Origin of the sequence: Paenarthrobacter aurescens, from assembly GCF_025421775.1 — a bacterium.
Lineage (GTDB): Bacteria > Actinomycetota > Actinomycetes > Actinomycetales > Micrococcaceae > Arthrobacter > Arthrobacter aurescens_B.
The window spans coordinates 123,858-149,189 of record NZ_JAOEFX010000011.1 but is presented as its reverse complement, the minus strand read 5'-3'; the positions used below and the strand labels follow the sequence as shown (position 1 = coordinate 149,189).

18 protein-coding genes are annotated in these 25,332 nt (G+C 63.4%); 6 read left to right on the top strand and 12 right to left on the bottom strand.

Annotated elements, in window-relative coordinates; genetic code table 11:
* Positions 1–53: 53 nt before the first annotated feature.
* Complete coding sequence (locus N7568_RS20680; protein WP_261611641.1) at positions 54–2,741, bottom strand: bifunctional acetate--CoA ligase family protein/GNAT family N-acetyltransferase; 2,688 nt, start codon at positions 2,739–2,741, stop codon at positions 54–56.
* 55 nt (positions 2,742–2,796) lie between these two features.
* Between N7568_RS20680 and N7568_RS20675 the strand changes: the two genes are divergently transcribed.
* Positions 2,797–5,316 (top strand): DNA gyrase/topoisomerase IV subunit A, encoded by a 2,520-nt coding sequence (locus N7568_RS20675; RefSeq protein WP_261611640.1) that lies wholly within the window; start codon positions 2,797–2,799, stop codon positions 5,314–5,316.
* A gap of 75 nt (positions 5,317–5,391) precedes the next feature.
* Here N7568_RS20675 and N7568_RS20670 read toward each other — a convergent pair whose 3' ends face one another.
* On the bottom strand, positions 5,392–5,775 hold the full coding sequence (locus N7568_RS20670) for a VOC family protein (protein ID WP_261611639.1): 384 nt from the start codon (positions 5,773–5,775) through the stop codon (positions 5,392–5,394).
* A gap of 129 nt (positions 5,776–5,904) precedes the next feature.
* Here N7568_RS20670 and N7568_RS20665 point away from each other — a divergent pair, with 129 nt between their 5' ends.
* Positions 5,905–6,423 carry a DinB family protein gene (locus N7568_RS20665; protein ID WP_261611638.1) on the top strand — a complete coding sequence of 173 codons (519 nt, stop codon included), beginning with the start codon at positions 5,905–5,907 and terminating at the stop codon, positions 6,421–6,423.
* Here the strand turns inward: N7568_RS20665 and N7568_RS20660 are convergent.
* From N7568_RS20660 to N7568_RS20645, 4 genes are read right to left on the bottom strand one after another with little or no spacing between them, the layout of a single operon-like run.
* The gene (locus N7568_RS20660) at positions 6,353–7,444 is read right to left on the bottom strand and encodes a GNAT family N-acetyltransferase (RefSeq protein WP_261611637.1); all 1,092 of its coding nucleotides are present in this window, start codon (positions 7,442–7,444) and stop codon (positions 6,353–6,355) included. The genes N7568_RS20665 and N7568_RS20660 overlap by 71 nt on opposite strands.
* A 9-nt stretch (positions 7,445–7,453) precedes the next feature.
* Complete coding sequence (cydD, locus tag N7568_RS20655) at positions 7,454–10,849, bottom strand: thiol reductant ABC exporter subunit CydD (protein ID WP_261611636.1); 3,396 nt, start codon at positions 10,847–10,849, stop codon at positions 7,454–7,456.
* A gap of 7 nt (positions 10,850–10,856) precedes the next feature.
* Positions 10,857–11,978 (bottom strand): cytochrome d ubiquinol oxidase subunit II, encoded by a 1,122-nt coding sequence (gene cydB / locus N7568_RS20650; RefSeq protein ID WP_261611635.1) that lies wholly within the window; start codon positions 11,976–11,978, stop codon positions 10,857–10,859.
* A 19-nt stretch (positions 11,979–11,997) separates the two neighbouring features.
* Positions 11,998–13,596: a cytochrome ubiquinol oxidase subunit I gene (locus N7568_RS20645; protein WP_261611634.1), complete on the bottom strand. Its 1,599-nt coding sequence runs from the start codon at positions 13,594–13,596 to the stop codon at positions 11,998–12,000.
* 280 nt (positions 13,597–13,876) lie between these two features.
* Between N7568_RS20645 and N7568_RS20640 the strand changes: the two genes are divergently transcribed.
* Both N7568_RS20640 and N7568_RS20635 read left to right on the top strand, forming a co-directional pair.
* The gene (locus N7568_RS20640) at positions 13,877–14,263 is read left to right on the top strand and encodes a BlaI/MecI/CopY family transcriptional regulator (protein ID WP_011774471.1); all 387 of its coding nucleotides are present in this window, start codon (positions 13,877–13,879) and stop codon (positions 14,261–14,263) included.
* Positions 14,264–14,268: 5 nt separating this feature from the next.
* Positions 14,269–15,255: a M56 family metallopeptidase gene (locus tag N7568_RS20635; RefSeq protein ID WP_261611633.1), complete on the top strand. Its 987-nt coding sequence runs from the start codon at positions 14,269–14,271 to the stop codon at positions 15,253–15,255.
* Between the two features lie 29 nt (positions 15,256–15,284).
* Here N7568_RS20635 and N7568_RS20630 read toward each other — a convergent pair whose 3' ends face one another.
* Complete coding sequence (locus tag N7568_RS20630) at positions 15,285–15,812, bottom strand: Chromate resistance protein ChrB (protein ID WP_261611632.1); 528 nt, start codon at positions 15,810–15,812, stop codon at positions 15,285–15,287.
* A gap of 33 nt (positions 15,813–15,845) precedes the next feature.
* Here N7568_RS20630 and N7568_RS20625 point away from each other — a divergent pair, with 33 nt between their 5' ends.
* A complete protein-coding gene (locus N7568_RS20625; protein WP_261611631.1) occupies positions 15,846–17,051 on the top strand; it encodes an MFS transporter in 1,206 nt (401 codons plus the stop codon).
* On the opposite strand, the gene N7568_RS20620 is transcribed toward N7568_RS20625, so the two are convergent.
* Positions 17,048–19,156, bottom strand: coding sequence for a DNA gyrase/topoisomerase IV subunit B (locus N7568_RS20620; RefSeq protein WP_261611630.1), 2,109 nt, complete (start codon positions 19,154–19,156; stop codon positions 17,048–17,050). The two genes, N7568_RS20625 and N7568_RS20620, sit on opposite strands and share 4 nt — an antisense overlap.
* Before the next feature lie 256 nt (positions 19,157–19,412).
* On the opposite strand from N7568_RS20620, the gene N7568_RS20615 reads away from it, so the two are divergent.
* The gene (locus N7568_RS20615) at positions 19,413–19,634 is read left to right on the top strand and encodes a DUF7455 domain-containing protein (RefSeq protein ID WP_261611629.1); all 222 of its coding nucleotides are present in this window, start codon (positions 19,413–19,415) and stop codon (positions 19,632–19,634) included.
* Between the two features lie 177 nt (positions 19,635–19,811).
* Here the strand turns inward: N7568_RS20615 and N7568_RS20610 are convergent, their stop codons facing one another.
* The 4 genes from N7568_RS20610 to N7568_RS20595 form a co-directional block, all read right to left on the bottom strand.
* The gene (locus N7568_RS20610; RefSeq protein ID WP_261611628.1) at positions 19,812–21,119 is read right to left on the bottom strand and encodes an RNA polymerase sigma factor; all 1,308 of its coding nucleotides are present in this window, start codon (positions 21,117–21,119) and stop codon (positions 19,812–19,814) included.
* 245 nt (positions 21,120–21,364) lie between these two features.
* A complete protein-coding gene (locus N7568_RS20605) occupies positions 21,365–22,624 on the bottom strand; it encodes a DUF4192 domain-containing protein (RefSeq protein WP_261611627.1) in 1,260 nt (419 codons plus the stop codon).
* Positions 22,625–22,704: 80 nt separating this feature from the next.
* Positions 22,705–24,069 (bottom strand): MFS transporter, encoded by a 1,365-nt coding sequence (locus tag N7568_RS20600; protein ID WP_261611626.1) that lies wholly within the window; start codon positions 24,067–24,069, stop codon positions 22,705–22,707.
* 35 nt (positions 24,070–24,104) lie between these two features.
* Positions 24,105–25,043 carry a proteasome assembly chaperone family protein gene (locus N7568_RS20595; RefSeq protein ID WP_261611625.1) on the bottom strand — a complete coding sequence of 313 codons (939 nt, stop codon included), beginning with the start codon at positions 25,041–25,043 and terminating at the stop codon, positions 24,105–24,107.
* Between the last annotated feature and the right edge of the window lie 289 nt (positions 25,044–25,332).

Sequence of the window (25,332 nt, the reverse complement as noted above, 5' to 3'; positions counted from 1 at the left end):
CCATTTTCACAGATCGCTTGGTGACTTCCTAACCGCGCGCTCCGCCCCTGTGGCTAACTTCGCATCGCGCGGCGGGCACTGTCCGTACGCTGCGCTGCGTTGCCGATCCAGACATCCGCTCCCAGGATCGTGGCGCCTGAGGGACCCGCCAGGACTGGGTTGAATTCGACCAACGCGATGCCAGGGTGGTCATCTTTGAGCCGGGCAAGGCGGGCCGCAATGTCCTCGAGGGCCGCTACGTCCACAGCCGGCAATCCTTGGTAGCCGAAGAGTTTCCGGGAAGCCCGCGGTGAACGGATGACATCGTGCAGGTCTGCAGCGGACAGGGGTGGCACCCGATGGGCCCAGTCGTCCAGCAGGTTTACGGCATCGCCGGCCAGCCCGAACGACAGGACCGGACCCAGCAGGGGGTCCTCCATGGCCCGGAAGGTGCAGGCTTGTCCCACAGGAGCCATTGCCTGCACTTCAAGGGACGGTGATCCGTAGGGTTCCAGTGCCCGCCGCATCTGGGCGATATTCTGCCGCAAGGACCCGGCGTCCTGGATGTCCAGGCGCACGCCGCCCAGGTCGAGCCGGTGCCGCAGTGCAGGATCGGTGGTCTTCAGGACCACCGGCCACCCCACGGAATCCGCCGCCTGTACGGCTTCGTCCGGTGTCCCGAACCCGAGCGTGGGCACCACGTGGATGCCGTAGCCTGCAAGCAGGGCCGCGGCAGCACCGGCGTCGAGCTTTCTGATTTTCTCGCCAGTGACGCCGGCAAGCATCGCCGTGAGTGTTTCCCGCGTGCCATCGACGTCGCAGCCAACAGGTTCGACGAACAGCCCTTGGTCGCGGTCGCGCCATTGGGCATAGCGAACGATGGATGCCAACGCGGCCACGGCCGCCCCCGCATTGGAGTAGCAGGGAAGCACGGGCTTGCCGGCAGCCCCCACCATGCCTTCCACGTGCATGGAGGGATCCAGGATTCCGGTGAACGCGGCAACAACGGGCTTGCCTGCCTCCGCCGCGCATTCAGCCAACACGGCGGCCAAGGACTCCACCGTGAGCCCGCGGGCAGGAAGCAGCGCCGCGACCACAGCGTGGATGGAGTCGTCGGCCAGGCTCTCCTTGAGGCTTGCACGGAGGGCGGGCAAGGCCAGGGACATTCCGGCGTCGAGGTCCACGTCCGTCACGAGGCGGTTCACATCCAGCCCGAGGGGGCCGGCGCTGTCAGCCACGACTTTGCCCAGGGCGACCGAATTGGAGTACACAGCAAGGCCCGGCCCCTTGGGCAGCGATTGTGAGGACACGATCTGGGCGATGTCCATGAGTTGTTCGATGGTGTCAACGCGGATAACGCCGGCCTGTCGCATCATGGCATCGACTGCCGCGGGCGGCGCCTGGGTGGTGCGTACTTCGTGTCCGGGGGGCAAACTGAGGCCCGTCACATCTGACTTGGCAACGATCACGGGCTTGCTGCGGGACAATCGGCGCGCCAAGCGGGAGAACTTACGGGGATTGCCAATGGACTCCAAGTAGAGGCCCACCGCGGACGTATCGGAGTCGTCCTCCCAATACTGCATGGCGTCGTTTCCGGAAACGTCGGCGCGGTTTCCCGCGGAAAGGAACGACGACAAGCCGAGACGGCGGCGGCTGGCGGCCGCGTAAACGGCCACACCCACGGCCGCCGACTGGCTGAACAGGCCCAGGCTTCCCCTGGGCGGCATGGTGGGGGCCATGGAAGCGTTCAAGGACACATCAGGGTGGGTGTTCAGGATCCCCAGGGACTCCGGGCCAATAACGCGCATTCCGTTGGCCCTGGCACGTCGCACCAGCTCATGTTGGCGCGCCAATCCACGTTCGCCGTCGTCCGCGAATCCCGCGGTAGCCACCACGATGCCCTTCACGCCTGCCGCGGCGCAGTCGTCCACTACCTTGGGCACTTCGTCGTAGGGAACAGCGATGATGGCCAACTGCACGGGTCCCGGGATCTCCGACAATTTCCCGAAGGAAATCATGCCCGCGAGTTCGAATGCTTCGGGATTGACGGCATAGACCGGGCCCTTGAAACCGCCTTCGATGATGTGCTCCAGCAATTGGTAGCCCACCGTGCCCCATTTACGGCTGGCACCGATCACAGCCACCGACGACGGCGACAACAAGTCGCGTACGCTGCGGGCCTCGGCGCGGTGTTCACGGGACTCCATGACGGCCCGTGATTTCTCCGTGGGATCAATGTTGAATTCGACGCTCACCACGCCGTCGTCGAATTGGCGCTTGAGGTCGTAGCCGGCATCGGCAAACACCATCAGCATCTTCCGGTTGTCCGGAAGGACTTCGGCGGTGAAGCGCCGGATGCCGTTTTCGCGGGCAGCCACGGCCAGATGCTCCAGGAGGATGGAGCCGATCCCGCGGCCTTGGTGGGCGTCCGAAATGTTGAAGGCAACCTCGGCCTCGGTGGGGTCGTCCAGCCGGTCGTAGCGGCCAATGCCCATGATCTCGCCACCGATGGTGATGACGAACGCCACCCGGTTGATGTGGTCCACTTCCGTGAAGCGCCGCACTTCCTTACCTGAAAGTTTTGGCTTGAACGAGAAGAACCTCATGTAGATCGAGGCTTGCGATTGTCCGGCATGGAACGCCTGCAAAGCATCGGCGTCCTCGGGTCGTATCGGACGAAGGTGGGCGGTCCCGCCGTCGCGCAGCACGACATCGGCCTCCCAATATTCCGGATAAATGCCGACGCCGGGCTGATCCACCATAGGCTTAGCCTAGCTAAAACATCCGCAGTACAACTTTCAAGGATTCACCGACCCCATGGCCCGCAGCCAATCTTCCGCACGCAAAGCCGAACCTCTCGGCGATTTCACCGAGAACATCGTCGATATCGATGTCACGTCCGAGATGGAAGGCTCCTTCCTGGAGTACGCCTATTCGGTGATCTATTCGCGCGCCCTTCCGGACGCACGTGATGGCCTGAAGCCTGTCCAACGGCGCATCCTGTACATGATGTCCGACATGGGCCTGCGGCCTGACCGTGGACACGTCAAGAGCGCCCGTGTAGTGGGCGAGGTCATGGGTAAGCTCCACCCGCACGGCGACGCCGCGATCTATGACGCAATGGTGCGCATGGCGCAGGACTTCTCCCTCCGCCTGCCGTTGATCGATGGGCACGGCAACTTTGGCTCACTCGACGACGGCCCTGCAGCACCGCGTTACACCGAGGCCCGGCTGGCTGCCGCTGCACTGTCCATGACAGACCACCTCGACGAAGACGTGGTGGACTTCGTCCCCAACTACGACAACCAGCTGACGCAGCCGGACGTCCTTCCAGCCGCATTCCCGAATCTCCTGGTCAACGGCACCACCGGGATCGCCGTGGGCATGGCCACGAACATGGCCCCCCACAACCTCGTGGAGGTCATAGCTGCCGCCCGGCACCTGATCGCCAACCCGGAAGCCACCCTGGACGAGATCATGCGGTTCGTCCCCGGGCCGGACCTCCCCACTGGTGGCCGCATCGTGGGCTTGGATGGCATCCGTGACGCTTACGCCACTGGCCGCGGTTCGTTCAAGACCCGCGCCAAAGTTGAGGTGGAACAGCTGTCCGCCCGCCGTACCGGCCTGGTGGTCACCGAACTCCCCTACATGGTGGGTCCGGAAAAGGTCATCGAGAAGATCAAGGACGCCGTCAATGCCAAGAAGTTGACCGGCATCAGCGACGTCGTTGACCTGACGGACCGCAACCACGGCTTGCGCCTGGTCATCGAACTGAAGAACGGTTTCAACCCCAACGCAGTTCTCCAGCAGCTGTACCGCTATTCGCCCATGGAAGATTCCTTCGGCATCAACAACGTCACCCTGGTGGACGGACAGCCCCAAACCCTGGGACTCCTGCAGTTGCTGCAGGTCTACGTAGAGCACCGGCTGAATGTGGTGCGCCGCCGTACTTCCTTCCGCTTGGGCAAGAAGAAGGACCGCCTCCACCTGGTGGAGGGTCTGTTGATCGCGATCGTGGACATCGACGAGGTCATCCAAATCATCCGTTCCTCCGACGAGGCCTCGGCCGCGCGTGAGCGGTTGATGTCCATTTACGACCTCACCGAGATCCAGGCCAACTACATCCTGGAACTGCGCCTGCGGCAGCTGACCAAATATTCCCGCCTTGAGCTGGAGAAGGAACAGGACGAGCTCCGCCGCGAAATCGAGGCGCTGGAGGCCATCCTGGCATCGGACCAACTGCTCCGTGACCTCGTCTCCGGCGAGCTGGCCGTGATCGCCGAGAAGTACGGCACACCCCGGCGCACGGTGCTGTTGGAATCGGAAGCTGTCTCCCCCACTGTTGCCGCTGCCTTGGCGTCCGCGGCCCCGGGGCCCAAGGGAAAGACCGCCGCCCTCCCGCTGGAGATCCCGGACGATCCCTGCTGGGCCTTGCTGAGCGTTTCCGGCCAGATCGCCCGGACCTCCAACCAGGAGCCACTGGCGGAGGCTGGACCACGCACCAAGCACGATGTTTTCCGGTCCGTGGTGAAGACCACCGCCCGGGGAGAAATCGGCGCCGTGACCTCGCAGGGTCGGATGCTCCGGCTGCAGGTGATGGACATGCCCGTCCTGCCACCCGTTTCATGTCTTCCGAACCTGGCAGGCGGCGTGCCGGCGAAGGACTTCATCACCTTGGTCAAGGGTGAGACCTTGGTAGCCTTCGTTCCCCTGGATGCGGTCCTGGCCATCGGCACGGTCCAGGGCGTCGTCAAGCGGGTCCAGCCCGAGTACCCGCTGAACCGCGAGGACTGGGAGATCATCGCCCTCAAGGACAAGGATTCGGTTCTCGCCGTGGAACCGGCCCAGGAGGACGACGTCGATCTTGTCTTCGTGACGAGGCAAGCCCAGTTGCTGCGGTTCAGTGCGTCCAACGTCCGTCCGCAGGGGCGGACGGCGGGCGGCATGGCCGGCATCAAGCTTGCCGCCGGCGACGAAGTCATCCACTTCGGCACCGTGCGCGCCAACGATCCTGCCGCCGTCGTGGTGACCATTGCAGGCACCAACGGCGCCCTGCCGGGGACCGCACCCGGAACTGCGAAGGTGACGGCCTTCGAAGAGTATCCAGCCAAGGGCCGTGCCACCGGTGGCGTGCGGGTACACCGTTTCCTCAAGGGCGAAGACACCCTGCTGATGGCATGGGCCGGACACGGTCCCGCCAAGGCGTCATCCGCGGCCGGTGTCGCGAGGGCACTCCCGCACGAGCATGGCCGCAGGGACGGCTCCGGCGTGCCGTTGTCCCAGCCCGTGGAAGCGATCGGTCCGAGCATGGCGTGGGCTGAACCCGCAGAACAATAGCGCAAGGCACAGTAAAGGCCGGGGGTACATCCTCCGGCCTTTGCTGTCGTGGTGGCCTGTGGGCCACTGAATGGGCTAGCCGGTTTGGTTGAGGCTCAGAATGTTTCCTTCAGTATCAAGGAACCATGCTGCGGCGCTCCCGTCGGGCATCGTGGCGACGCCGTTTTCTGTCTTCAGCCCGGGGAAATCATAGTCTTCGAACGTGACTCCCTTTTCCCGCAATTCCGCCACCGTGGCGGCGACATCGCTGACCATCCAACCCATCTGCGTATTCTTGGCAGTTCCCGCATTGGGTGTTTGATACAGGAAGAATCCGGTCCCATCGCCGCACCTGTATTGGAGGTTGTCGTCGTCGTCCGGATTTTCGGGTTCCAGCCCAAGCTTTTCGCTGTAGTACGCGCGGGCCCGGGCCATGTCCTGTGCCGGTAGGACGGCACCAACCTGCTGATCCTTGAGCATTGTTTTCTCTTTCCGGCTCTCCCCCCGGAACGAACTTTACTCTTGGGCCCGTTGGGAAGTAACCGGAAACCGGCAGCATATTTCATGGCCTGCAACGGGCTATGGAACGGATGAGCTTAGACTGGCCGCATGCCGATCATCCCTGACGAAAAAGACTGGACCTGGGTGCTCTCCCAGCCCTGCCCCGAATGTGGTTTCGACCCCGCAACGGTCACTCCTTCCACCGTGCCGGGCACCGTTTTGAACATGCTTCCCCGGTGGCGGGCCGTCCTGCGGCGGGAGGACGTTGCCACACGTCCCAACGACCACACGTGGTCCAATCTGGAATACGCATGCCACGTTCGCGATGTTTTCAGCCTGTTCGACCAGCGCCTGAACCTGATGCTTACCGAAGATGACGCCCGGTTCGCCAACTGGGACCAGGACCAGGCCGCGATCGACGGCGAGTACGGATCCGCTGATCCACGAACGGTGGCGGACGAAGTGGAGGCCGAGGGCAAGGAGATTGCCGAATCGTTCGCCCGTGTGGTGGAGGATGACTGGCAGCGCACCGGAACGCGGAGCAACGGATCCTCGTTTACCGTGCTGACGTTCTCCCAGTACTTCCTGCACGATGTTGTCCACCACCTGCACGACGTGGACGGCTAGGACGGCTGTCCTGGAGCATCTTCTCCCAGGTCGTGCTGCGGTTCACCGGCGTGTAGCCCATGCCAAGGTACAGCTCCAGCGCCCCGGTGGGGTTGGCGGAGTCCACGTCCAGTGACGCCACATCCATCCCTGCGGCGATGTATCGGCGCATGGCGTCGGCCAGCAACGCTTGGGCAATTCCCCGTCCCCGGTAGGCACGCCGCACGCCCAGGAGCTCCGTGTAGCCCTCCTTGAAACCGCGGTCGGCAGCAGAATCGGGATCGAAGCTGGTCAGCTGGTATGCGGCGATGTCCCCCGTGGCGTCGTCGATGACTACCGCACTGAGATCATGCCGCGCAGTGGGTTCCTCGATAGTGAAGCGCCACGACTCTTCGTCCCTGGGCTCGCTCCCCCAGTGGTCCCTGAAAGCATCGTTGTGAGCGTGGCGCACGGGTTCGAACAGTGATGGCTCCAACGTCCTGAGTTGGAGGCCCGCGGCGAGCGGGGCATCAGGCAGCTCCGTTGTCAGCGGCCGATGCATTTCGTTGAACCAGCGGACCGCACCGTAACCATGTCCCCTCAGCAGTGTGGCCTGGTGCTCGTGCTGCTCTTCGGTCTGGATCCGGAGGCGGGGCGGTGCCGTCGTGTGCCCCGCGGCTTCATCGGACTGGAACCGCCGGCGCACCTGCTCTTCCTGCCACACAAGGACAGCGGAGCCGATGCCGCGTTGTTGCCATTCCGGGTCAACACACGCCATGCCCGTGGCCTTGTCGCCCTGGGGGTTCTTGGAGATCCGACCGTAGGCGCGCGCCACACCGCTGCCATCCAGCCCCAGCAGCGTGCTCGTCTGCGGTGGGTTCTTGGTGGATTCCAGGATGTGGACCAGATCTCCGCGCTTCTCATACCAGGCAGGTTGTTCGACGGCGGCAGTCCTGGCTATCAGCGCGGCCCAGTTGTCGAGGTCGTCCGTTGTGGCCGGCCGCCACTGAAGGCCGGTCACAGTGGCGTCGGGCAGGGCTTGGCTTGCGGCGTCGAAAGGCATGCCAACAGGCTACTGAGGAGTAGGCCTTCCCACCAGCTCCGCCGCACCCGCACTTTGCCTCGCAGCCGAGTGGGCCGCGGGCAGCTCGAGCCGGGCATCGGCGGGATCGATGTCCTCTGGATTGTGGGTGACGAGGACAACCGTCACGTCCTTGAGCCCTTTTCGGAGAATCGCCATCATCTCCCGGGCTGCGCCGGTGTCAAGGTGCGCTGTTGGCTCATCCAGCAACAACACGGAGGCTCCGGTCAGCAACGTTCGGGCCATGGCGAGCCGCTGCCGCTCACCGCCGCTGAGGAAGGAACCGCCGGGACCGATGCGTGCGTCCAGTCCGCCGGGCAAAGCCTTCACCAACGTGTCAAGGCCGACGTCGGCCAGCGCCTTGTGCATGTCGTCCTCGCTGGGCTTCCCTGACGCGGGCCGGCTCAACAGGAGGTTTCCCCGGATGGTCGAGTCGAACAGGTGGGCCTCCTGCGGGCACCAAGCTGCCGTGCCCGTTAGTTTCGCCGTTCCTTCCGTGAGGGGCAGGAAGCCCAGCAGCACGGAAAGGAGCGTGGACTTGCCAGCACCGGAAGGTCCTGTCACGGCAAGCCAGCGGCCAGGTTCGGCTTCGGCCGTGAGCCCGGCGAAGACATTGGGTCCCCCTGGCCAGGCAGCCGCCGCACCGCTCAACTCCAGCCCCGCTTTGCCGGGACGGTCAGGGAGCGGCAACGTGCCGCCGTCGACGTCTTCCCCGTGGTCCGCCGCAACGGGAGCGTCCAACGCTCCTGACGCTGCCACCCTGCCAAGGACCGCTGCGAGCGCCGGGGCCTGGCGCACCGCGGACACGATGCCGCCGAAGGCCTCAACCAAGGCAAGGTTCATCAGGACGATCACAGCTACCAGCTCCGGGGCAACAGAACCGTCGAGTACGGAGGCAGCGCCGAGGACACCGGCCCACAGCGCTGCCACGGCGCAGCCCAGGACGATCACCGCTTGGCCGAGACCCTCCGCCCACGCCGAGCGCTGGGCAGAGAGAGTGGCCGCGCGGTCTTTCGTCCGCAGTGACTCAAGGACGGGTTCACCCACCCCGTTGGCACTGAGTTCAGCCCGGGCGTCCAGCGCCGCAGCGACTCCCCGGAGCACCACCGAACGCATTTGCTGTTCGGCCCTGGCGGCGTTCCGGTCTGCCATGACGGCAAGCAGCGGAGCGGCTGCCAGGCCAAGCACGGATGCCATCACCACGGCGGGCAGCGCTGCGGGCAAAACGATGGCGGTGGCAATGATCGCCGCCCCGCCAACCCCCACTGCGGTCACAGGGGGAAGGGCGACCCGCGGCAGCAGGTCGCGGAGTGTGTCGACGTCGTCCACGATGGAACCCAGGACGTTACCGCCCTGCAGCAGGCGGCGGAGGGACAGCGCCCTGCGGCTCAATGTTGCCCACAGTGCGCCACGAAGGCGGGTCATGGCGGCAAACACTGCGTCGTGGGTCAAGAGACGCTCGCAATAGCGGAGAACTGCCCTGCCTATGCCAAAGAACCTGACGCCTACGATCGCACCCAGCAGATAGAGGATGGGCGGCTGTTCGCTGGCCCTGATGATGAGCCAGCCGGACAGTCCGGAGAGTGCCACAGCGAACAGCGCGGCAAGGACAGCCACCACGCCGGCAGCGGCAAACTTCCAGCGGACGGGTTTCAGTACACCCAGCAGTCGTTTCCGGCTGCTGTTGCCATCAGGTGTGTTGATGGCGGTCTTGACGGACTCCACCGCGGCCGACTCTGTGTCCGCCACTCCCAGCACGCGCCCGACGCTCGCCCGCACCGGGGTGGGCGCGCTTTGGTGACGCTTGTCGCCCACAGGCACAATGTGGTCGGCGAGCGCCCTGGTGGCGGCGTCATGGGCCACCAGGATCACAGTGGTCGAACCGCGGAGGGATTCGATGGCGTGACGCACCACGCTGGCGGAGTGCTGGTCCAGGTGAGCGGTGGGCTCGTCAAGCAGCAACAGCGTGGCGCCCACTTCCAGCCGGGCAAGGCCACGGGCAAGAGCGACGCGACGCAGTTCGCCTGGACTAAGTTCGGCGGGATGCTTGGCTGCCAGGTGACCCGCAGAGGCCTTGCGGAGGACGCGCTCCATGGCCGCGGGGACGTCGCCTCCAAGGCCTTCCAGATACAGCTCAATCTCCTGTCGCACGGTGTCGGCGACCATGACCGGGTGCTGCGGCACCCAGGCCACGGTCCCGGGCGCCACTCCGGCCACCGTCCCCGTGATATTGGCCCCGGGCCCCTGCTTGATAAGTCCCGTGAGAACCCCAAGGACAGTACTCTTGCCGGCGCCGCTGTCGCCGTCCAGGGCTGTGATGCTTCCTTGCGGCGCAATGAAGTCGAGAGGCCCGACGGCGGGCGCGGACCTTCCTTGGTAAGTCACCGACAGATTTGTCACCACTACGTCGGTAGGGCCCGTGCCGGCCTTTGCACTGGTCACCCGCTGCTGCGTGGGGGCGTCCAGCACGGCGTTGGTGGTTTCGAGGGCGGCCCGGCCGTCGTCGCTGGCGTGGTGTGCGGTGCCGAGTTCCCTCAGGGGCAGGTAGCAGTCAGGGGCAAGGATGAGCGCCAGGAGGCCGGCTTCCAGGGCCATATCCCCTGCTACAAGCCGGACCCCGATGAATACGGCCACCACGGCCACTGAGATGGTTGCAATGAGTTCGAGTGCAAGAGCTGACAGGAACGCCGTACGGAGGGTGCCCATGGTCCGGACCCGGTATTGCTCTGAAATGTCCTCCAAGGCTGCGCGTTGTTCGCTGGCGCGGCCCAGCCCCACCAGGACAGGCAGGCCTTTGGCCAGTTCGAGGATATGGCCGGACAGTTTCCGGAGCGTGGTTTGTGCGTCCCTGACACTGTCCTCGGTGTGCCGGCCAATCAAGACCATGAACAGTGGCACCAACGGAACAGTCAGGACGATCACCACTGCACTGACCCAGTCGGCGAAAAGGATGCGGGCACCGATCAACAGCGGCACCGTAACGCAGTTCACCAAGGCGGGCAGATATTGGGTGTAGTAGTCGTCCAGCGCGTCGAGGCCGCGCGTCGCGAGGATCGCCAGGCCGCCGTCGTTCATTCCCTCCACCGGCGACGAGCCGTCAGCAAGCGAGCGCCGCATCAGCTGCGCCCGCAACTCCTCTTTGACGCCGAGGGCTGCCCGTCTCGAAGCGATGCCTTGGCCCCATACCGTCAAGGACCTCAGGACTGCGCCCACGGCACCCCAGACGAGCCCGCTGTCCCAGTCTCCGGATCCAGAGGCGAGCCCTGCAAGCATCCCCGCGACCGCCTGGGCCATGAGTACCAGCGACAGGGCTTTGAGCGCGGACAGCAGGCCGATGGAATAAAGTGCCGATCGTGTGGCCGGACCGGAGGGGAAGACGGGTTTCATGAGGCGGCTAGTCTCCCGATGGGTTTGAGGCGGTTTTCTCCGGGCTGCCCTTGGATACCGGGCTGTCTTTGGATACCTGGCTGTCTTTGGAAATCAGAACCTTGGCTGCGATCGCTGGAAGGAAGCCATGGGCTTCAGGGATATGGGCCGCGCTGACACGCCGCCGGAAGACCCAGTACGTCCAGGACTGGTAGGCGATCACCAGCGGAAGCCCCACTGCGGCAACGATGCTCATCAGTCCCAGCGTGTAGTCCGAGGATGAGGCGTTGCTGACGGTCAGGTTGAAGGCTGGGTCGATGGTGGAAGGGATGACCACTGGGAAGGCGGCGCCGAAAATCGAGGCCGTGGCGCAGACGATGAATGCACCGAGGGCACCAAAGGCGCGACCCTCCGACCCTGCCCGGGCCAGGGTCCATGCCAGGACGACGGCCACAACGGCGGCAGCCACCAGGGCCCACGTCCACGGTTTCCCGCTGAGGAACTGGACAGCCACCATCCAGCCGAACATCGGCAACACGGCAACAGGAACCAACCGCACGAACCAGCTGCGGGCACGGTGCCGCACGTCGCCGTCGGTCTTCAAGGCAAGGAACGCCAAGGCGTGAACCAGCGCGAACGCCACCACACCGAAGCCACCAAGGAGTGCATAGCCGCTGAACCAGGACATCGGGCCGCCGCTGCGGTCACCGTTGGCGTTAAGGGGCAGACCGGTGGTTGTCAGGGCCAGGGCGGCGCCGATCCCGAAGGCTGCACCGAATGACCCGATGGCGATCGCCCAATCCCAGCGGTTACGCCAGCGCTCGGAGTCCACCTTGCCGCGGTATTCGAAGGCGACTGCCCTGAAGATCAACGCTGCCAGGACTGCCAGGAGCGGGAGGTAGAGCGCCGAGAACAGCGAGGCGTACCAGAGGGGGAAGGCAGCGAAGGTGGCTCCGGCCGCGGTGAGCAACCACACCTCATTGCCATCCCAAACAGGGCCGATGGTGTTCAGCAGCACCCGGCGGTCAGTGTTGTTCCTGGCGAACAGCTTCATGAGCATGCCGACGCCGAGGTCAAAACCTTCCAGGAAGAGATAACCGGTCCACAACACCGCGATGGCCACGAACCAGATGGTTGGCAACAGTTCCATTGTCAGTTTCCCTTGGCTTCTAGTAGGCGAATGCCAGGACGTCGTCGCCGGACTTGTCCGGGCCGGTGCCGTCGTCATTCTTGTCGCGTTGGTCGTCGGAGTCCTTGGCATGGGCAAGCTCCGGCATCGCCGAAGCGACGCCACCGCGGACGTACTTGACCAGGAGCTTCACCTCAACCACCAACAGCACGGCATAGATGGCGGTGAGGACCACCAGCGAAGTCATGAGCTCACCAGCGCTGACCCCCGGTGACACGGCGGCAGCAGTGAACATGAACACTTGATCGATGCCGTTCATGTCCGGATTGGGCGCCACCACGAACGGTTGCCGGCCCATTTCAGTGAAGATCCAGCCCGCGGCGTTGGCGCCGAAGGGTGCGAGGATGCCAAAGACAGCGAGGCGCATGAGCCACTTCGATTGCGGCACTACGCCCTTGCGGGTCACCCACAGAGCCAGCAGGGCCGCAAACGCGGCGATCCCGCCGAAGCCGATCATCATTCGGAAGCCCCAGTAGGTCACTTCCATTACGGGCACGTACTGGATTTCCTGTCCCGCGCGGTCGCCGTACAGCGGGTTGTCCGGGAGGTGGGTTCCGTACTTTTCCTTGTACTCGCCCAGCAGGCTGTTGACGCCCTTCACCTCGGTGGTGAAGTCACCCTTGGCGAGGAAGGAAAGAATGCCGGGGACTTCGATGACCGCCACAATGTCGTCGCAGTTCGTTGCGCCCAGGTTGCCCACGCTCAGGACCGAGAAACCCGTGCCGTCGTGGCAAGCAGCTTCAGCGGCAGCCATCTTCATGGGCTGTTGCTCGAACATAAGTTTGCCCTGGAGGTCACCCGTGATGGCAGTTCCCGCGAAGGAGATCATGGCCACTACTGCACCGATCCTGAGAGACTTCATCCACACCGTGTAGTCGGCCTTGTCGCGGCCCGGGATGGCTGCTTCGCCGGGAATCAGTTTGCCGTCCGCGCCTACCACGTCAATGCCGTCGTGGCGGCGGCGCCACAGGTGGTACCAGGCGATGCCCAGCAGGAAGGCTCCGGCAACAGCAAGTGCACCGAAGAGGGTGTGCGGCACGGCCACCAACGCAGTGTTGTTGGTAAATACTGCCCAGGCGTCCGTCATCACGGGCCTGCCGTCCACCATTTCCACGCCCACGGGGTGCTGCATCCAGGAGTTGGCCACGATGATGAAGTAGGCGGAGAAGACGGAGCCGATGACGGCGATCCACAGGCAGGCCAGGTGGACGCCGCGCTTGAGCTGCTTCCAGCCGAAGATCCACAGTCCCAGGAATGTGGATTCCACGAAGAATGCCAGCAGGGCTTCGAGGGCCAGCGGTGCGCCGAAGACATCGCCGACGAACCGGCTGTACTCGCTCCATGCCATGCCGAACTGGAATTCCTGCACAATTCCCGTGGCTACGCCCATGATGAAGTTGATGAGGAAGAGCTTTCCCCAGAACTTGGTCATCCGCAGGTACTCGGGCTTGCCCGTGCGGTACCAAATGGTCTGGATGATGGCCACCACCAGGCCGAGGCCGATAGTGAGCGGCACCATCATGAAGTGGTAGACGGTAGTGATACCGAATTGCCAGCGTGCGATTTCCAAGGCGTCCATGGCTGTCCTTTGTACGGCGGACCGGAGTACGATGACGTTACTTCTACGTAGCGTAGAAAACTTCTCTTCTACACAGTGTAGAACAAATGGCGGGCGACGAAATCCATTCTTCAAGTGGCGTCAGCCACGCGCAAGGGCTCCCTTTCACGCACGGCGCGCCGATAGTTCTACCTCACGTAGAATGAAGGCCTGAAAAGCGGTAGATTTATGGTGGAATGTTGGATCATCGCTTCCGGGAGCAGTCACCCTGCACCGGAAAGCGGAAGGTAGGGACGTATCGATGGCAAGTCTTGGGGAACTGGAACGGGCAGTGATGGATCTGCTCTGGGCAGGCCAGGAGGCTGCAACTGCCAACACACTGCGCGATCTTCTGGCGCAGGACTCCGAGGCCGGCGACGGCACCGCGGGTCATCAAGGCAAGGACCTGGCAGTGACCACGGTCCTCACCGTGCTTTCGCGCCTGGAGAAAAAGGGCCTGGTAGAGCGGGAACGCGGAACGCGTCCGCACCGCTACCAAGCCGTTTCCAGCCGCGCGGACCACACCGCCGAACTCATGCATGAAGTCCTGGGCTCAGCTCCGGACCGCGAGGCCGTCCTGGCCCGCTTCATTGGTTCCGTCACCGAAAGTGAAGCCGCTACCCTGCGCAAACTGCTCGGCTACAATTAGCCACTATGTTCTGGACCTCATACCTGCTTGCGGTCCTGGCATTGATTCTGGCGTGGCCGGTGCCCGTCCTGCTCTCGCGCGCACAATGGCCGGCACGTTCTCCCTTCACGGCCATGGTGCTATGGCAGGCGATCGCCCTCGCCGGTGGCTTATCCATGATTGGCGCCATGCTGGTCTACGGCCTCGAGCCCATTGGGGACAACCTCATTGCGGGACTCAAGGGCCTGGCCGGCATGGTCTTCAACAACGAACCCACCACCGCACTGGGGTTCTGGCACCTCTTTGCGCTCTCCGCAGCGGCCCTGCTGACCGCGCACCTGGTCTTCACACTGCTCCTGACCTACTACAAAATTGAACGCCAGCGGAGGCGGCACCGCGAACTGCTGGCCCTGCTCGCATCACCCTCAGACGACGGACCCGGCACCGTGGTGATCAACCACGACTCCCCCGTGGCGTATTGCCTGCCGGGCGGCGCGCGATCCGTGACAGTACTCTCCGACGGCCTCATGGCAGCCCTCGAACCGGCCGAACTCAGGGCTGTCCTCATCCACGAAAACGCCCATCTTTCCCAGCGTCACGACCTCCTGCTCTGGGCCTTCGCCGCCTGGCGGCAGGCGCTGCCTTGGTTCCCCACCACCCGGCTGGCCCAAACGGCCGTGAACTCCCTGATTGAGATGTTGGCCGACGACGTTGCGCTCCGCACCGAGAGCAAGGGGACACTCATCAAGGCCATCGCGATCGTCGCCAGCGGAAACTCGCAGCCCGCTATCGGCGCGCCGGCACTCAACGCGGGCGGGGCCGTCGTCGAAGGTAACGGCGTCAGCGCCACCGGCGGTGCTGACTCACCGCGCACGACGGCGTCACGCGTCAGCCGGCTTCTCTCGCCCCAGCCGCCGCTCACCAAAGGTCTGCGGGTCATGGTCCTGGTGGTATCAGCGATGCTGCTTGCAGTGCCGACCGCGCTGCTCATCGTGCCGGGACTGCTCGGCTAACCCGGCGATCCAGCCGACCCGGCGATCTATTAGGGCAGCGTCACGTCATAGACCATGGCTGCGTAGCCCTCCAACGCGGCCGTGCAGCCTGCCAGCTGGTCAGAGGCCTCCCCCGCCTGCGGAAGGTGCAGGACGTCCCGCGATTTCAGCTCCCGGAACCATCGCCTGAGGCGTTCCAGGCTCTGCTCCTCTTCCTCGAGTTCAGCGAAAGTGAACTTTTCCCGTGAGATCTCCTTGGCAATTTCCTGCTCAAACTTTCCGCAGTCAGCCATGAACTCGGCCCATTCCTCCAGACGGGCAGCTTCATAGGCGCTCCTGAAAGTATCCGCCCCCAGGTTCCTCGGGGCGGCATCGACAAGCGTCCAGGACCCCCTGCCCTTGGCTACGAGCTCCTCAGCCCGGGCCAGTCCTTCCTCGAATGCGGGATGCGAAGGAAGCACCCAGGTTCCGGGCGACAACGGAACCGCGCCGATCCGCCGGAGCTCGCGCCAAACCGCCACCCGGTACCTGGATGGCTGTGCGGGAACCTGAACCAGAACCAATAACCACTCAATCACAATCTTGAATGTAGCAGCTGTTACATTGTGAGCGTGAAAGCCACAGAAGCCAGATCCTCTTCATTTCCCGCCCGTCAGCGTTGGCCACTCTACGCTGCGGGTTTCACCACGGCCTTTGGCGCCCACGCTGTCGCAGCGGGGCTCGGAGCAGAGAGTGCCGACATTGGACTGAGCCTCCTCGGGCTGGGCATCCTGTTGGCGCTGTACGACATTGCCGAGGTGTTCCTCAAACCCGTGTTCGGCGCCCTGAGCGACCGCATCGGGCCGAAGCCGGTTATCGTGGGCGGTCTCCTGGGCTTCTCAGCCGCCTCGCTCATTGGTCTTTGGGCCGATCAGCCCGCGATGCTCGCCGCAGCGCGCCTGGGCCAAGGGATGGCAGCCTCGGCATTTTCTCCGGCGTCCTCCGCCAGCGTGGCTCGACTCGCGGGCAAGAAGACCGGCCACTACTTCGGACGCTACGGCTCGTGGAAGGGCCTGGGCTACGCGATCGGCCCGCTGCTGGGAGCCCTGGCGATCCTGGCTGGTGGCTTCGAACTTCTGTTCGGGATCCTGGCTGCCTTAGGCGTGGCGGTTGCTGCCTGGGCTGCTGCTTCCGTACCGCACCTGCATCCACTCCCCCGCCCGAGGTACACCATCCTGGACGTCTGGCGGCAAAGCACCGAAAGGTCGTTCCTTGGACCCACAACGGTGCTGGCCGCTGCCACAGGAGCGCTTGGGGCAGCGGTTGGATTCCTTCCGGCCTTGGCAGCCCGGGAAGGCCTCGGCACAGCCGGGAGCGTAGCAGTTGTGACTGTGCTGGCCGTGGCTTCTTCCCTGGTACAGCCCCGCATCGGTACGCTACTTGATCGTGGCGTGCTTGCCGACAGGCCTGGCATGGTGGCCGGTTTGATCGCCATCGCACTCGGAAGCCTCATGGCCGGCGTCTTGCCGGGTGCCGGCTGGATCTACATCGCCGCCATCCTCATCGGCCTGGGAATAGGGGTGGCTACGCCCCTTGCGTTTGCCCACCTGGCGGACTCAACACCAGCAGATCGACTGGGGCGAACCATGGGCTCCGCAGAACTCGGACGCGAACTCGGTGATGCCGGGGGCCCTTTGCTGGTGGGCGGAGTTGCCCTCGCCGCGGGCCTGCCCTGGGGACTCGGCGCCTTGGCAGCAGTGGTGGGAGCGGCGGCATTCGCCGCCCCCGCGGCCAACGCCACGCCCTCAAAGCAGGCCCCGGCGCCACCCCAGCGCTAAGCGTCGATGCGCTCCCGGTCCAGGGTGGCCGCACCTGCAATGATGAATTCCTTGCGCGGTGCCACATCCGAACCCATCAGAAGGTCGAACACTTCCTCCGCACGCTGTGCGCTTTCAATGCCCACCTTCCGCAGGGTCCTGTGCCGTGGATCCATGGTGGTCTCAGCCAGTTGCTGGGCGTCCATTTCGCCCAGGCCTTTGTACCGCTGGATGGGTTCTTTATAGCGCTTGCCTTCCTTGGCAAGGTTGCCGAGAAGCACGTGGAGTTCAGCCTCTGAGTAGGTGTAGATCATCTCGTTGGCCTTTTGGCCCGGGTTGATAACTTCCACGCGGTGCAAGGGCGGAACGGCCGCAAAGACACGGCCGGCCTCGACCATGGGCCGCATATAGCGGAAGAACAGCGTCAACAGCAGGGTACGGATGTGCGCGCCATCGACGTCGGCGTCGGTCATGAGGATGACCTTGCCGTATCGGGCAGCGTCTATGTCGAAACTCCGGCCAGAACCTGCCCCGACCACTTGGATCAAAGCGGCGCACTCAGCGTTGGAGAGCATGTCCCCCACCGAAGCCTTTTGCACGTTCAGGATCTTTCCGCGAATGGGCAGCAGGGCCTGGAAGTCGGAGGAACGGGCAAGCTTTGCGGTACCGAGCGCCGAGTCGCCCTCCACAATGAACAGTTCTGATCGTGCAACGTCGTCGGTGCGGCAGTCTGCAAGCTTGGTTGGCATTGACGACGTTTCCAACGCGTTCTTGCGGCGCTGGGTTTCCTTATGGACGCGCGCCGAGATGCGCGACTTCATTTCGCTGACCATCTTTTCCAGAAGCAGCGCTGATTGGGCCTTGTCGTTACGGTTGGCTGAATTCAGTCTCCCGGTGATTTCCTTTTCAACCACCTTCGCAACAATGGCCCGGACCGCCGAGGTGCCCAGGATTTCCTTGGTCTGCCCCTCGAATTGCGGCTCCGCAAGCCGGACAGTCAGCACGGCGGTCAAGCCGGCGAGGATATCGTCCTTCTCAATCTTGTCGTTGCCGGCCTTCAACTTGCGGGCATTTGTTTCCACGGCCTTACGGAAGGTCTTCAACAGGGCGGCCTCAAAGCCGGACTGGTGCGTGCCACCCTTGGGCGTAGCGATGATGTTAACGAAGCTGCGCATGGTGGTCTCGTAGCCAATGCCCCAACGCAGGGCAATATCCACCTCGCAATCGCGTTCGACTTCAGCGATCTTGCTATGCCCGTTCTCATCGAGGACCGGAACGGTTTCCTTGAATTTCCCGGAACCGTGAAGACGCCAAACGTCCGTCACGCCGGCGTCTGCAGCCAGGAATTCAACGAACTCCGAGATGCCGCCGTCATGGTGGAACACTTCCTCGTGGGCACCGCCCTCCCCTGGCGTACCGGCCAGCTTGCGCTCATCGCGAACCGTAATCTTCAGGCCCGGCACAAGGAATGACGTCTGGCGCGCGCGTGCAGCCAGATCGTCATAGGAGAATTTCGCATCAGGCGTGAAAATCTGCCGGTCCGCCCAGTAACGAACGCGGGTTCCGGTGACGCCACGCTTCGCCTTGCCCACCACGTCCAACACCGAATTCTCAACAAACGGCTCAAACGGTGCGTCCGGTCCGGGCTTTGATCCCGAATCCACGAACCGACCAGGTTCGCCGCGACGGAACGACATTTGGTAGGTCTTGCTTCCGCGATCCACCTGCACGTCAAGACGGCTGGAAAGAGCGTTGACCACGGACGCACCAACACCGTGCAGGCCACCCGACGCCGTGTAGGAGCCTCCGCCGAACTTGCCGCCCGCATGGAGCTTGGTGAAGACGACTTCGACGCCGGAGAGTCCCGTCTTGGGCTCCACGTCCACGGGTATTCCGCGTCCGTCGTCATGAATTTCCACTGAGTTGTCAGCGTGCAGGATCACTTTGATGTCGTGGCCGAAGCCCGCCAAAGCTTCATCAACGGCGTTGTCGATGATTTCCCACAAGCAGTGCATGAGGCCGCGGGAGTCCGTGGAGCCGATGTACATGCCCGGGCGCTTGCGGACGGCTTCCAGGCCCTCAAGTACAGACAGGTGCCGGGCGTTGTATTCAGAACTCGGTGCCACTCGCGGTGTGCTCCTTCGGGGTATATCTCAGGGGTGTTTCCCAGCCGTAATTTCGCTGGTAATTCAAGGCAAACACTGCCCATACTAGGCTAGCCGCGAAGGCCGGTGGGCAGCGGTTGCCACACCCTGACGGACGCAACCAGCAAAGTTACGTTACGCACATGTGATACGCGGACAGCGAAAGTGACCCATCCTTGCCATGGATCTGCGTCGAATGCTGGTTATATGGATGTACAGAACTACTAAGGAGGCCGACATGACAACAGCAGTTGCAGACCGCACGCTGAACGCAGCTGACCGCTGTGACCGTTGCGGAGCCCAGGCGTACGTCCGCGTTGTACTCGAGTCCTCCGGCGGTGAGCTGCTTTTCTGTGGCCACCACGCACGTGCAGTTGAAGCTACGCTTCGGCCCATGACTTCCGACTGGCACGATGAGACCGAGCGCCTCAACGAGAGGGCAACCGTCCCCGTCGACTAGGCAGGGCAACCCGGCAAGGTCCGGAAACCCCTTTTGAACAAGTAGCAAGGCTCCTCCCCATCGGGAGGAGCCTTGTTTCGTTTGTTCACGGCCCCAACGTCTACCTGGCGACTCCAGCCAAAAGCGGCCCAGCCGGAGATCATCCGACTGGGCCGCTTCAGTACATGCTGTGAACGTTTAGTCCAGGTAGTCCCGCAGGACCTGGGAGCGGGACGGGTGCCGCAGCTTGGACATGGTCTTTGATTCGATCTGGCGGATACGCTCACGCGTGACTCCGTAGACCTTGCCGATTTCGTCTAAAGTCTTCGGCTGTCCATCGGTCAGGCCGAAACGCATGGCTACAACACCAGCCTCGCGCTCGGACAGAGTATCCAGGACGGAATGCAGCTGCTCCTGCAGGAGCGTGAAGCTGACGGCGTCGGCCGGAACGACAGCTTCTGAATCCTCGATCAAGTCGCCGAACTCAGAGTCGCCGTCCTCGCCAAGCGGGGTGTGGAGCGAAATCGGCTCACGGCCGTACTTCTGGACCTCAACGACCTTCTCGGGCGTCATGTCGAGCTCCAACGCCAGTTCTTCCGGCGTAGGTTCGCGGCCGAGGTCCTGAAGCATCTGCCGCTGAACGCGAGCCAGCTTGTTGATGACTTCCACCATGTGCACCGGAATACGGATGGTGCGGGCCTGATCGGCCATGGCGCGGGTGATGGCCTGGCGGATCCACCACGTAGCGTACGTGGAGAACTTGAAGCCCTTGGTGTAGTCGAACTTCTCCACCGCACGGATAAGGCCCAGGTTGCCTTCCTGGATCAAGTCCAGGAAGAGCATGCCACGGCCTGTGTAACGCTTGGCCAGCGAAACGACAAGGCGCAGGTTGGCTTCGAGCAGGTGGTTCTTGGCGCGCTTTCCATCATGGATGACGAACTCAAGCTCACGCTTGAGCTTGGGATCCATGGATCCGTCGTCGGCGTTGATCTTTTCTTCTGCAAAGAGGCCTGCTTCAATACGAAGCGCCAGATCGACTTCCTGCTCAGCGTTCAGCAGGGCAACCTTACCGATCTGCTTCAGGTAGTCCTTGACGGGGTCGGCTGTAGCACCCGCCGACATGACCTGCTGAACAGGGGCGTCGTCGTCATCAGCATCCGAGTACACAAAACCAGAGCCGGAAGGCGCAGGCTTGTCCTTGGCGGCAGCTGCGCCGTCCTCGGCGTCATCTTCTCCGACTTCGACTTCTTCAGCTGCAGCGGGATCAAAGTCTTCGTCCTCTGCACTGGCTTCCTCGGTGTCAGAGCCAGAAGACTTGTTGGCGGCTTCAGCGGCGGCCTTCGCGCCGGGCTTGGGTCCACGCTTCTTGGGTGCCGGCTTGTCAGAGTCACCCTCTGAGGCCTTGTTGGCAGCACGTGTCGCTGCGCGCTTTGCCGATGTGGCCGCCTTCTTTTCCTCAGCGGACAGATCGGCGGCGGGTTCCTTCTCGACGGAAGACGGGGTCACAGAAAACCTTTCTAGCGGCGGTCTGTGGAATCGCCATACGGGCAACACCACTATGACCCTGTCAAGTCCGCGATCAATTCCAAATGCGATCGCCGTCTGCAGAGTCACTATGTAGAACTCCCGACGACACTGTATTGTTCCCGGTTTCCGGGCCAATTCAGGCATTCGAACGCGGACCCAACCGGGTCTCGGCATCCATTGTCTCACGGTTTTGCGAATCCCACGCCTGATGGATCCCCGGGGAGCTACACGATCGCATTCCTGGACCCGCGCCAAGCAGAGCCGGGGCGACGGGCCCAGGCGCAAATGGTTCCTTGTCCCAGGATTTCACTCAGGAGTTCCGCCAAGCGGTAGCCCGGATTGGCAAGCTCAGCCCGGGTAAGGCAAGCGTGGGCAATGGAACCGCTCCCCTTGCACCAGGAAATCCAGCCTCGGAGAGTCCACGCCGCTGCAGCCACTTCCCCCGGCTCGTCATCAACGCATAACCCGGCCAGCACATGATGCAGGACATCAAGGTGGCTCCAATGCGGCATCTCCGGCTGCATGCCCAACAACACATCGCCATAGGTAAAAGCATCCGCCGGCCCTGGTGAACCAGTCGGCGCCATGGCTGGAGTGGGAATTCCGGGCGTTGGCACGCCGAGTTCGCGGGGGTCGAAGGGCGGATTGTCCGACTCATCTCCGGTGAATAGTCCAAAGGCTTCTGCGCCGGACTTCGCGGACTCAATGCCCGCGGCCGCCATGACCGCCACAGCATCCCGCCATGCCGGCACCTTCAATGTAGCCCTGAGGAACCCCGTGACGTCCGCGGCGGCTCCGGGCCGCTTGGCGGCAGGTTGTCCGCCGCTGTCCAGCACGTGCTGCCACACAGCCAGGACGGCATCCAGGCACACTTCACTTCGCCACCCGCCAAGAAGGCGTCCCTCGTAGCGGGACTCCGCTTCTTGTACCGAGGAATCAAGCACAGCAGGCATGGCCGGACGCCGTCTTCCGAAGCCGCTGGCCGGCGATGGCCCGATGCTGCTCCCTTGGTACACCATCTCAGCGCTCAAGCGACTGTCTTTGATGCGGTCAACCGGGAGACCCGGATCCGGGCAACACTCTTCATCCGAACAGTAAGCCCCGCGCCAGTACTCGGACCCGACCAGCCATGCGTCCCGAACCGACAGGTCAACCTGATCCAGGCTTTGTTCAAGGGCTTCCAACAGGGGAATTGTTTGCCGCACTACTGAGCCGTCAGTCCAGCCGGCATCAGTGTAGACGGCAAGGACCACGCCATTGGCGTCTTCATCGGCGATCAAATAGCTGCGGACATGGTCCGCGAAAGCGTCAAGCGCCTGCTGTGATCCCCCGGCCGGAAGGTCCACGCGAAGGGTCGCACCCAGAACCTTGCCTTGCAGAGTGATGGCGACGAGGCTGTCTTCGGGCCAATAGCCCAGCATGTGTGGGATGTATCCAAGGAAGTCTTCGGGTTGGTGGATGCTCAGCGTTCTGTTGGAATTCATGGTTACAGCCTGCGCAAGGCCGGGCAACCGTAACAGGGACCATCATGGCTATGTGGAAAAGCTCCGGGACTACTCCGGGACTAACTGTTGAGGTGGTCGCCCGCGGCATCAGACCGCGCAGCGCGGCGCCGCTCGATCCGCTCACGGCGCTGCTTGGCGAGGGTCGCCACCAAAGGCGCCACGTGGATCCCCTGCGCGGCCATCTGCCTGCGGACTTTACGCCGCGTCACGAGGATGAGGACCGTGCCGAGGCCAAGGAGCACGAACTGAACGCTCAGGGCAATGCGGAATGGTGCAAGGCCGTACAAGTCACCACCGGAGAAACCACTGGCGTTCAGAAGGTCCAACACAAGGCCAATGAGATAGATGGCAACGAGTGCCGCAATGAAGCCGCCGACATTGACTATGCCGGTCGCCGTGCCGATCCGGTGCGACGGATTGAACGTCCGGGCGAAATCGAAGCCGATCATTGACCCGGGTCCACCCACAGCCAGCACCACAACAAGGATCACCAGCAACCACAGCGGTGCACGTTCGGGAAGAAGGAGCACCGCGGCCCATGCCAAGGCGGTGGCCAGGGTGATCAGGAGAACCATCGCAGATCTTCGCATGGGGTGCTTGGATACGAAGCGGCCAAAACCAGGACCGGCGACGATGGCGGTCGCCACGAACAATGCCATCAACGCCGAGACGGTCCCGGCATCCAGGCCCTGCGCAGAGAGCAGGAACGGGTAACCCCAGGTCATGGCGAAGAGGTTTCCGCTGAACTGCACGGTGAAGTGGCTCCAAAGCCCCAAACGGGTTCCGGGTTGTTTCCAGGCGCGCGAGAGAGAGACGCCCGTAGCCCTCAGGCCCTGGCCTGTTTCCTTGGGCGGATGGCCCGGAGGCGCGTCCCGCAGGAGCGCCAGGACCACGACGACGGCCAACACGGACATGGCAGCCAACGTCAGGAACGCCGGAGTCCATCCGGCGGCGTGAAGAAGAAGTGCAAACGGGACCACACTGAAGAGTTGCCCCAGTTGGCCACACATTCCGGTGAGCTGTGTGACCAGCGGGACCTTGGCCGGCGCGAACCACAACGGGACCAGCCGGATGACCGAGATGAAGGTCATTGCATCGCCGGCACCAACAAGGACACGGCCCAACACGCCTCCGGGAACACTGTCCGCAAAGGCCAGCTGCAACTGGCCCAGCCCCATCAATATGGCGCCACCGGCCACCATCGCGCGTGAGCCGAATCTGTCCACCAGTACGCCGACCGGAATCTGCAGCCCGGCATATACCAGCAGCTGAAGCACCGTAAAGAAGGAGATGGCCGACGCGCTGGCGTGGAAGCGTTCCGTGGCTTCCAGGCCCGCGACACCAAAGGAGGTCCGCTGCGCCACCGCAACCAGGTAGGCGAACACGCCGATCGTCCAGATGAGCCAGGCGCGGGGAGCATTCACCCCCTAATTATGCCTGCAGGCGCCTCAAAGATGATTTATTGAGGCGAGTCTTTACGAGCCAAATAGGCCTCAACGGCTGCACCTATGTCCTCTGCGTTGGGCAGTTCATCATTCTCGTCGGCGAGCAGCGAGCGGCGGACAACGCCCTCGGACTTCTCGTCATAGCGCGTCTCAAGATTCGTGACCACTGCCTGCACTTCTTCCGAGGCCTCGATCTGCTCGGCGATTTGCCGGCCTACCTCACGCCCCGCTTCGCGAAGCCTGTCCGTGGGCAGCATGAGGGACGTCGCCGCACCCAGGTACTCCAGGCCCGCAACGGCCGCCGTGGGGTATTCGGCTTCTGAGAGGTAGTGCGGTACATGGATGACATAGCCGGCAACGTTGCGTTCGGCTTCCGTGAGCCGGAGTTCAAGGATGTGACCAATGGCCGCTGGAACATCCACCGTGGGCTTCCAACTGGAAATGCCCTCGATGAGGTCGGGCTGGTTGCCGTGAACCGTGACGCCAACGGGCCGCGTGTGCGGCACAGGCATGGGGATGGAATGGATCCACGTCACCAGGTTGACGTCGAGTGTTTCCACAATCCCGACGACGGCCCGCGAGAAACGCTCCCACTGCAGGTCGGGCTCGAAGCCGGCCAACAGCAGGAACGGCTGGCCGAGCCCGTCGTTCAGCTTGTACAAGCCGAGCTTTGGCGCCTGGTAGTCCTGTAGATGGTCTTCGACGAAGCTGATGTGGGGCCGGCGGGAGCGGTAGTCGATGAGCTGGTCGGCATCGAACATTGCCACAACCTCGGCGTCCAGTTCGTCCAACAGTTCAGCGTTGATCTGCCGGACCACATGACCGGCATCGGCGAAGCCCGTGAATCCCATCACCATGTTGAGCCCGCGGAGCTCGGGGCTGTAGAAGGTCTCTATGTTTCTCGCGTACAGCGATTCAGGGTCCAGGAGGGAGCCGGATATCCGTTCAAACACGGCGTGTTCCTTTCGCAATGACAAAGCGGGGGGACGTTCCAGGAGCACCGGCGCAAGGCACCATAGGGCGCCACGGCTTGGCTGCGGGAGACTGCTACTTCCTACAACGCTGCACGACCATGGGGCATTCCTGCCCCGGATGTGCCGCAGCTCTCATTTAATTGCTGTCCGCAGGGCTCGAGAGACTACGATCGAAACGGGCCGGCGCCCGTTTGCGACGCTGGCCCAGAAGACCAAGGCCGCCGTCGTAAGAGGACGTCGGGCGCGTACCGGGGCAGGCCGCCAAACA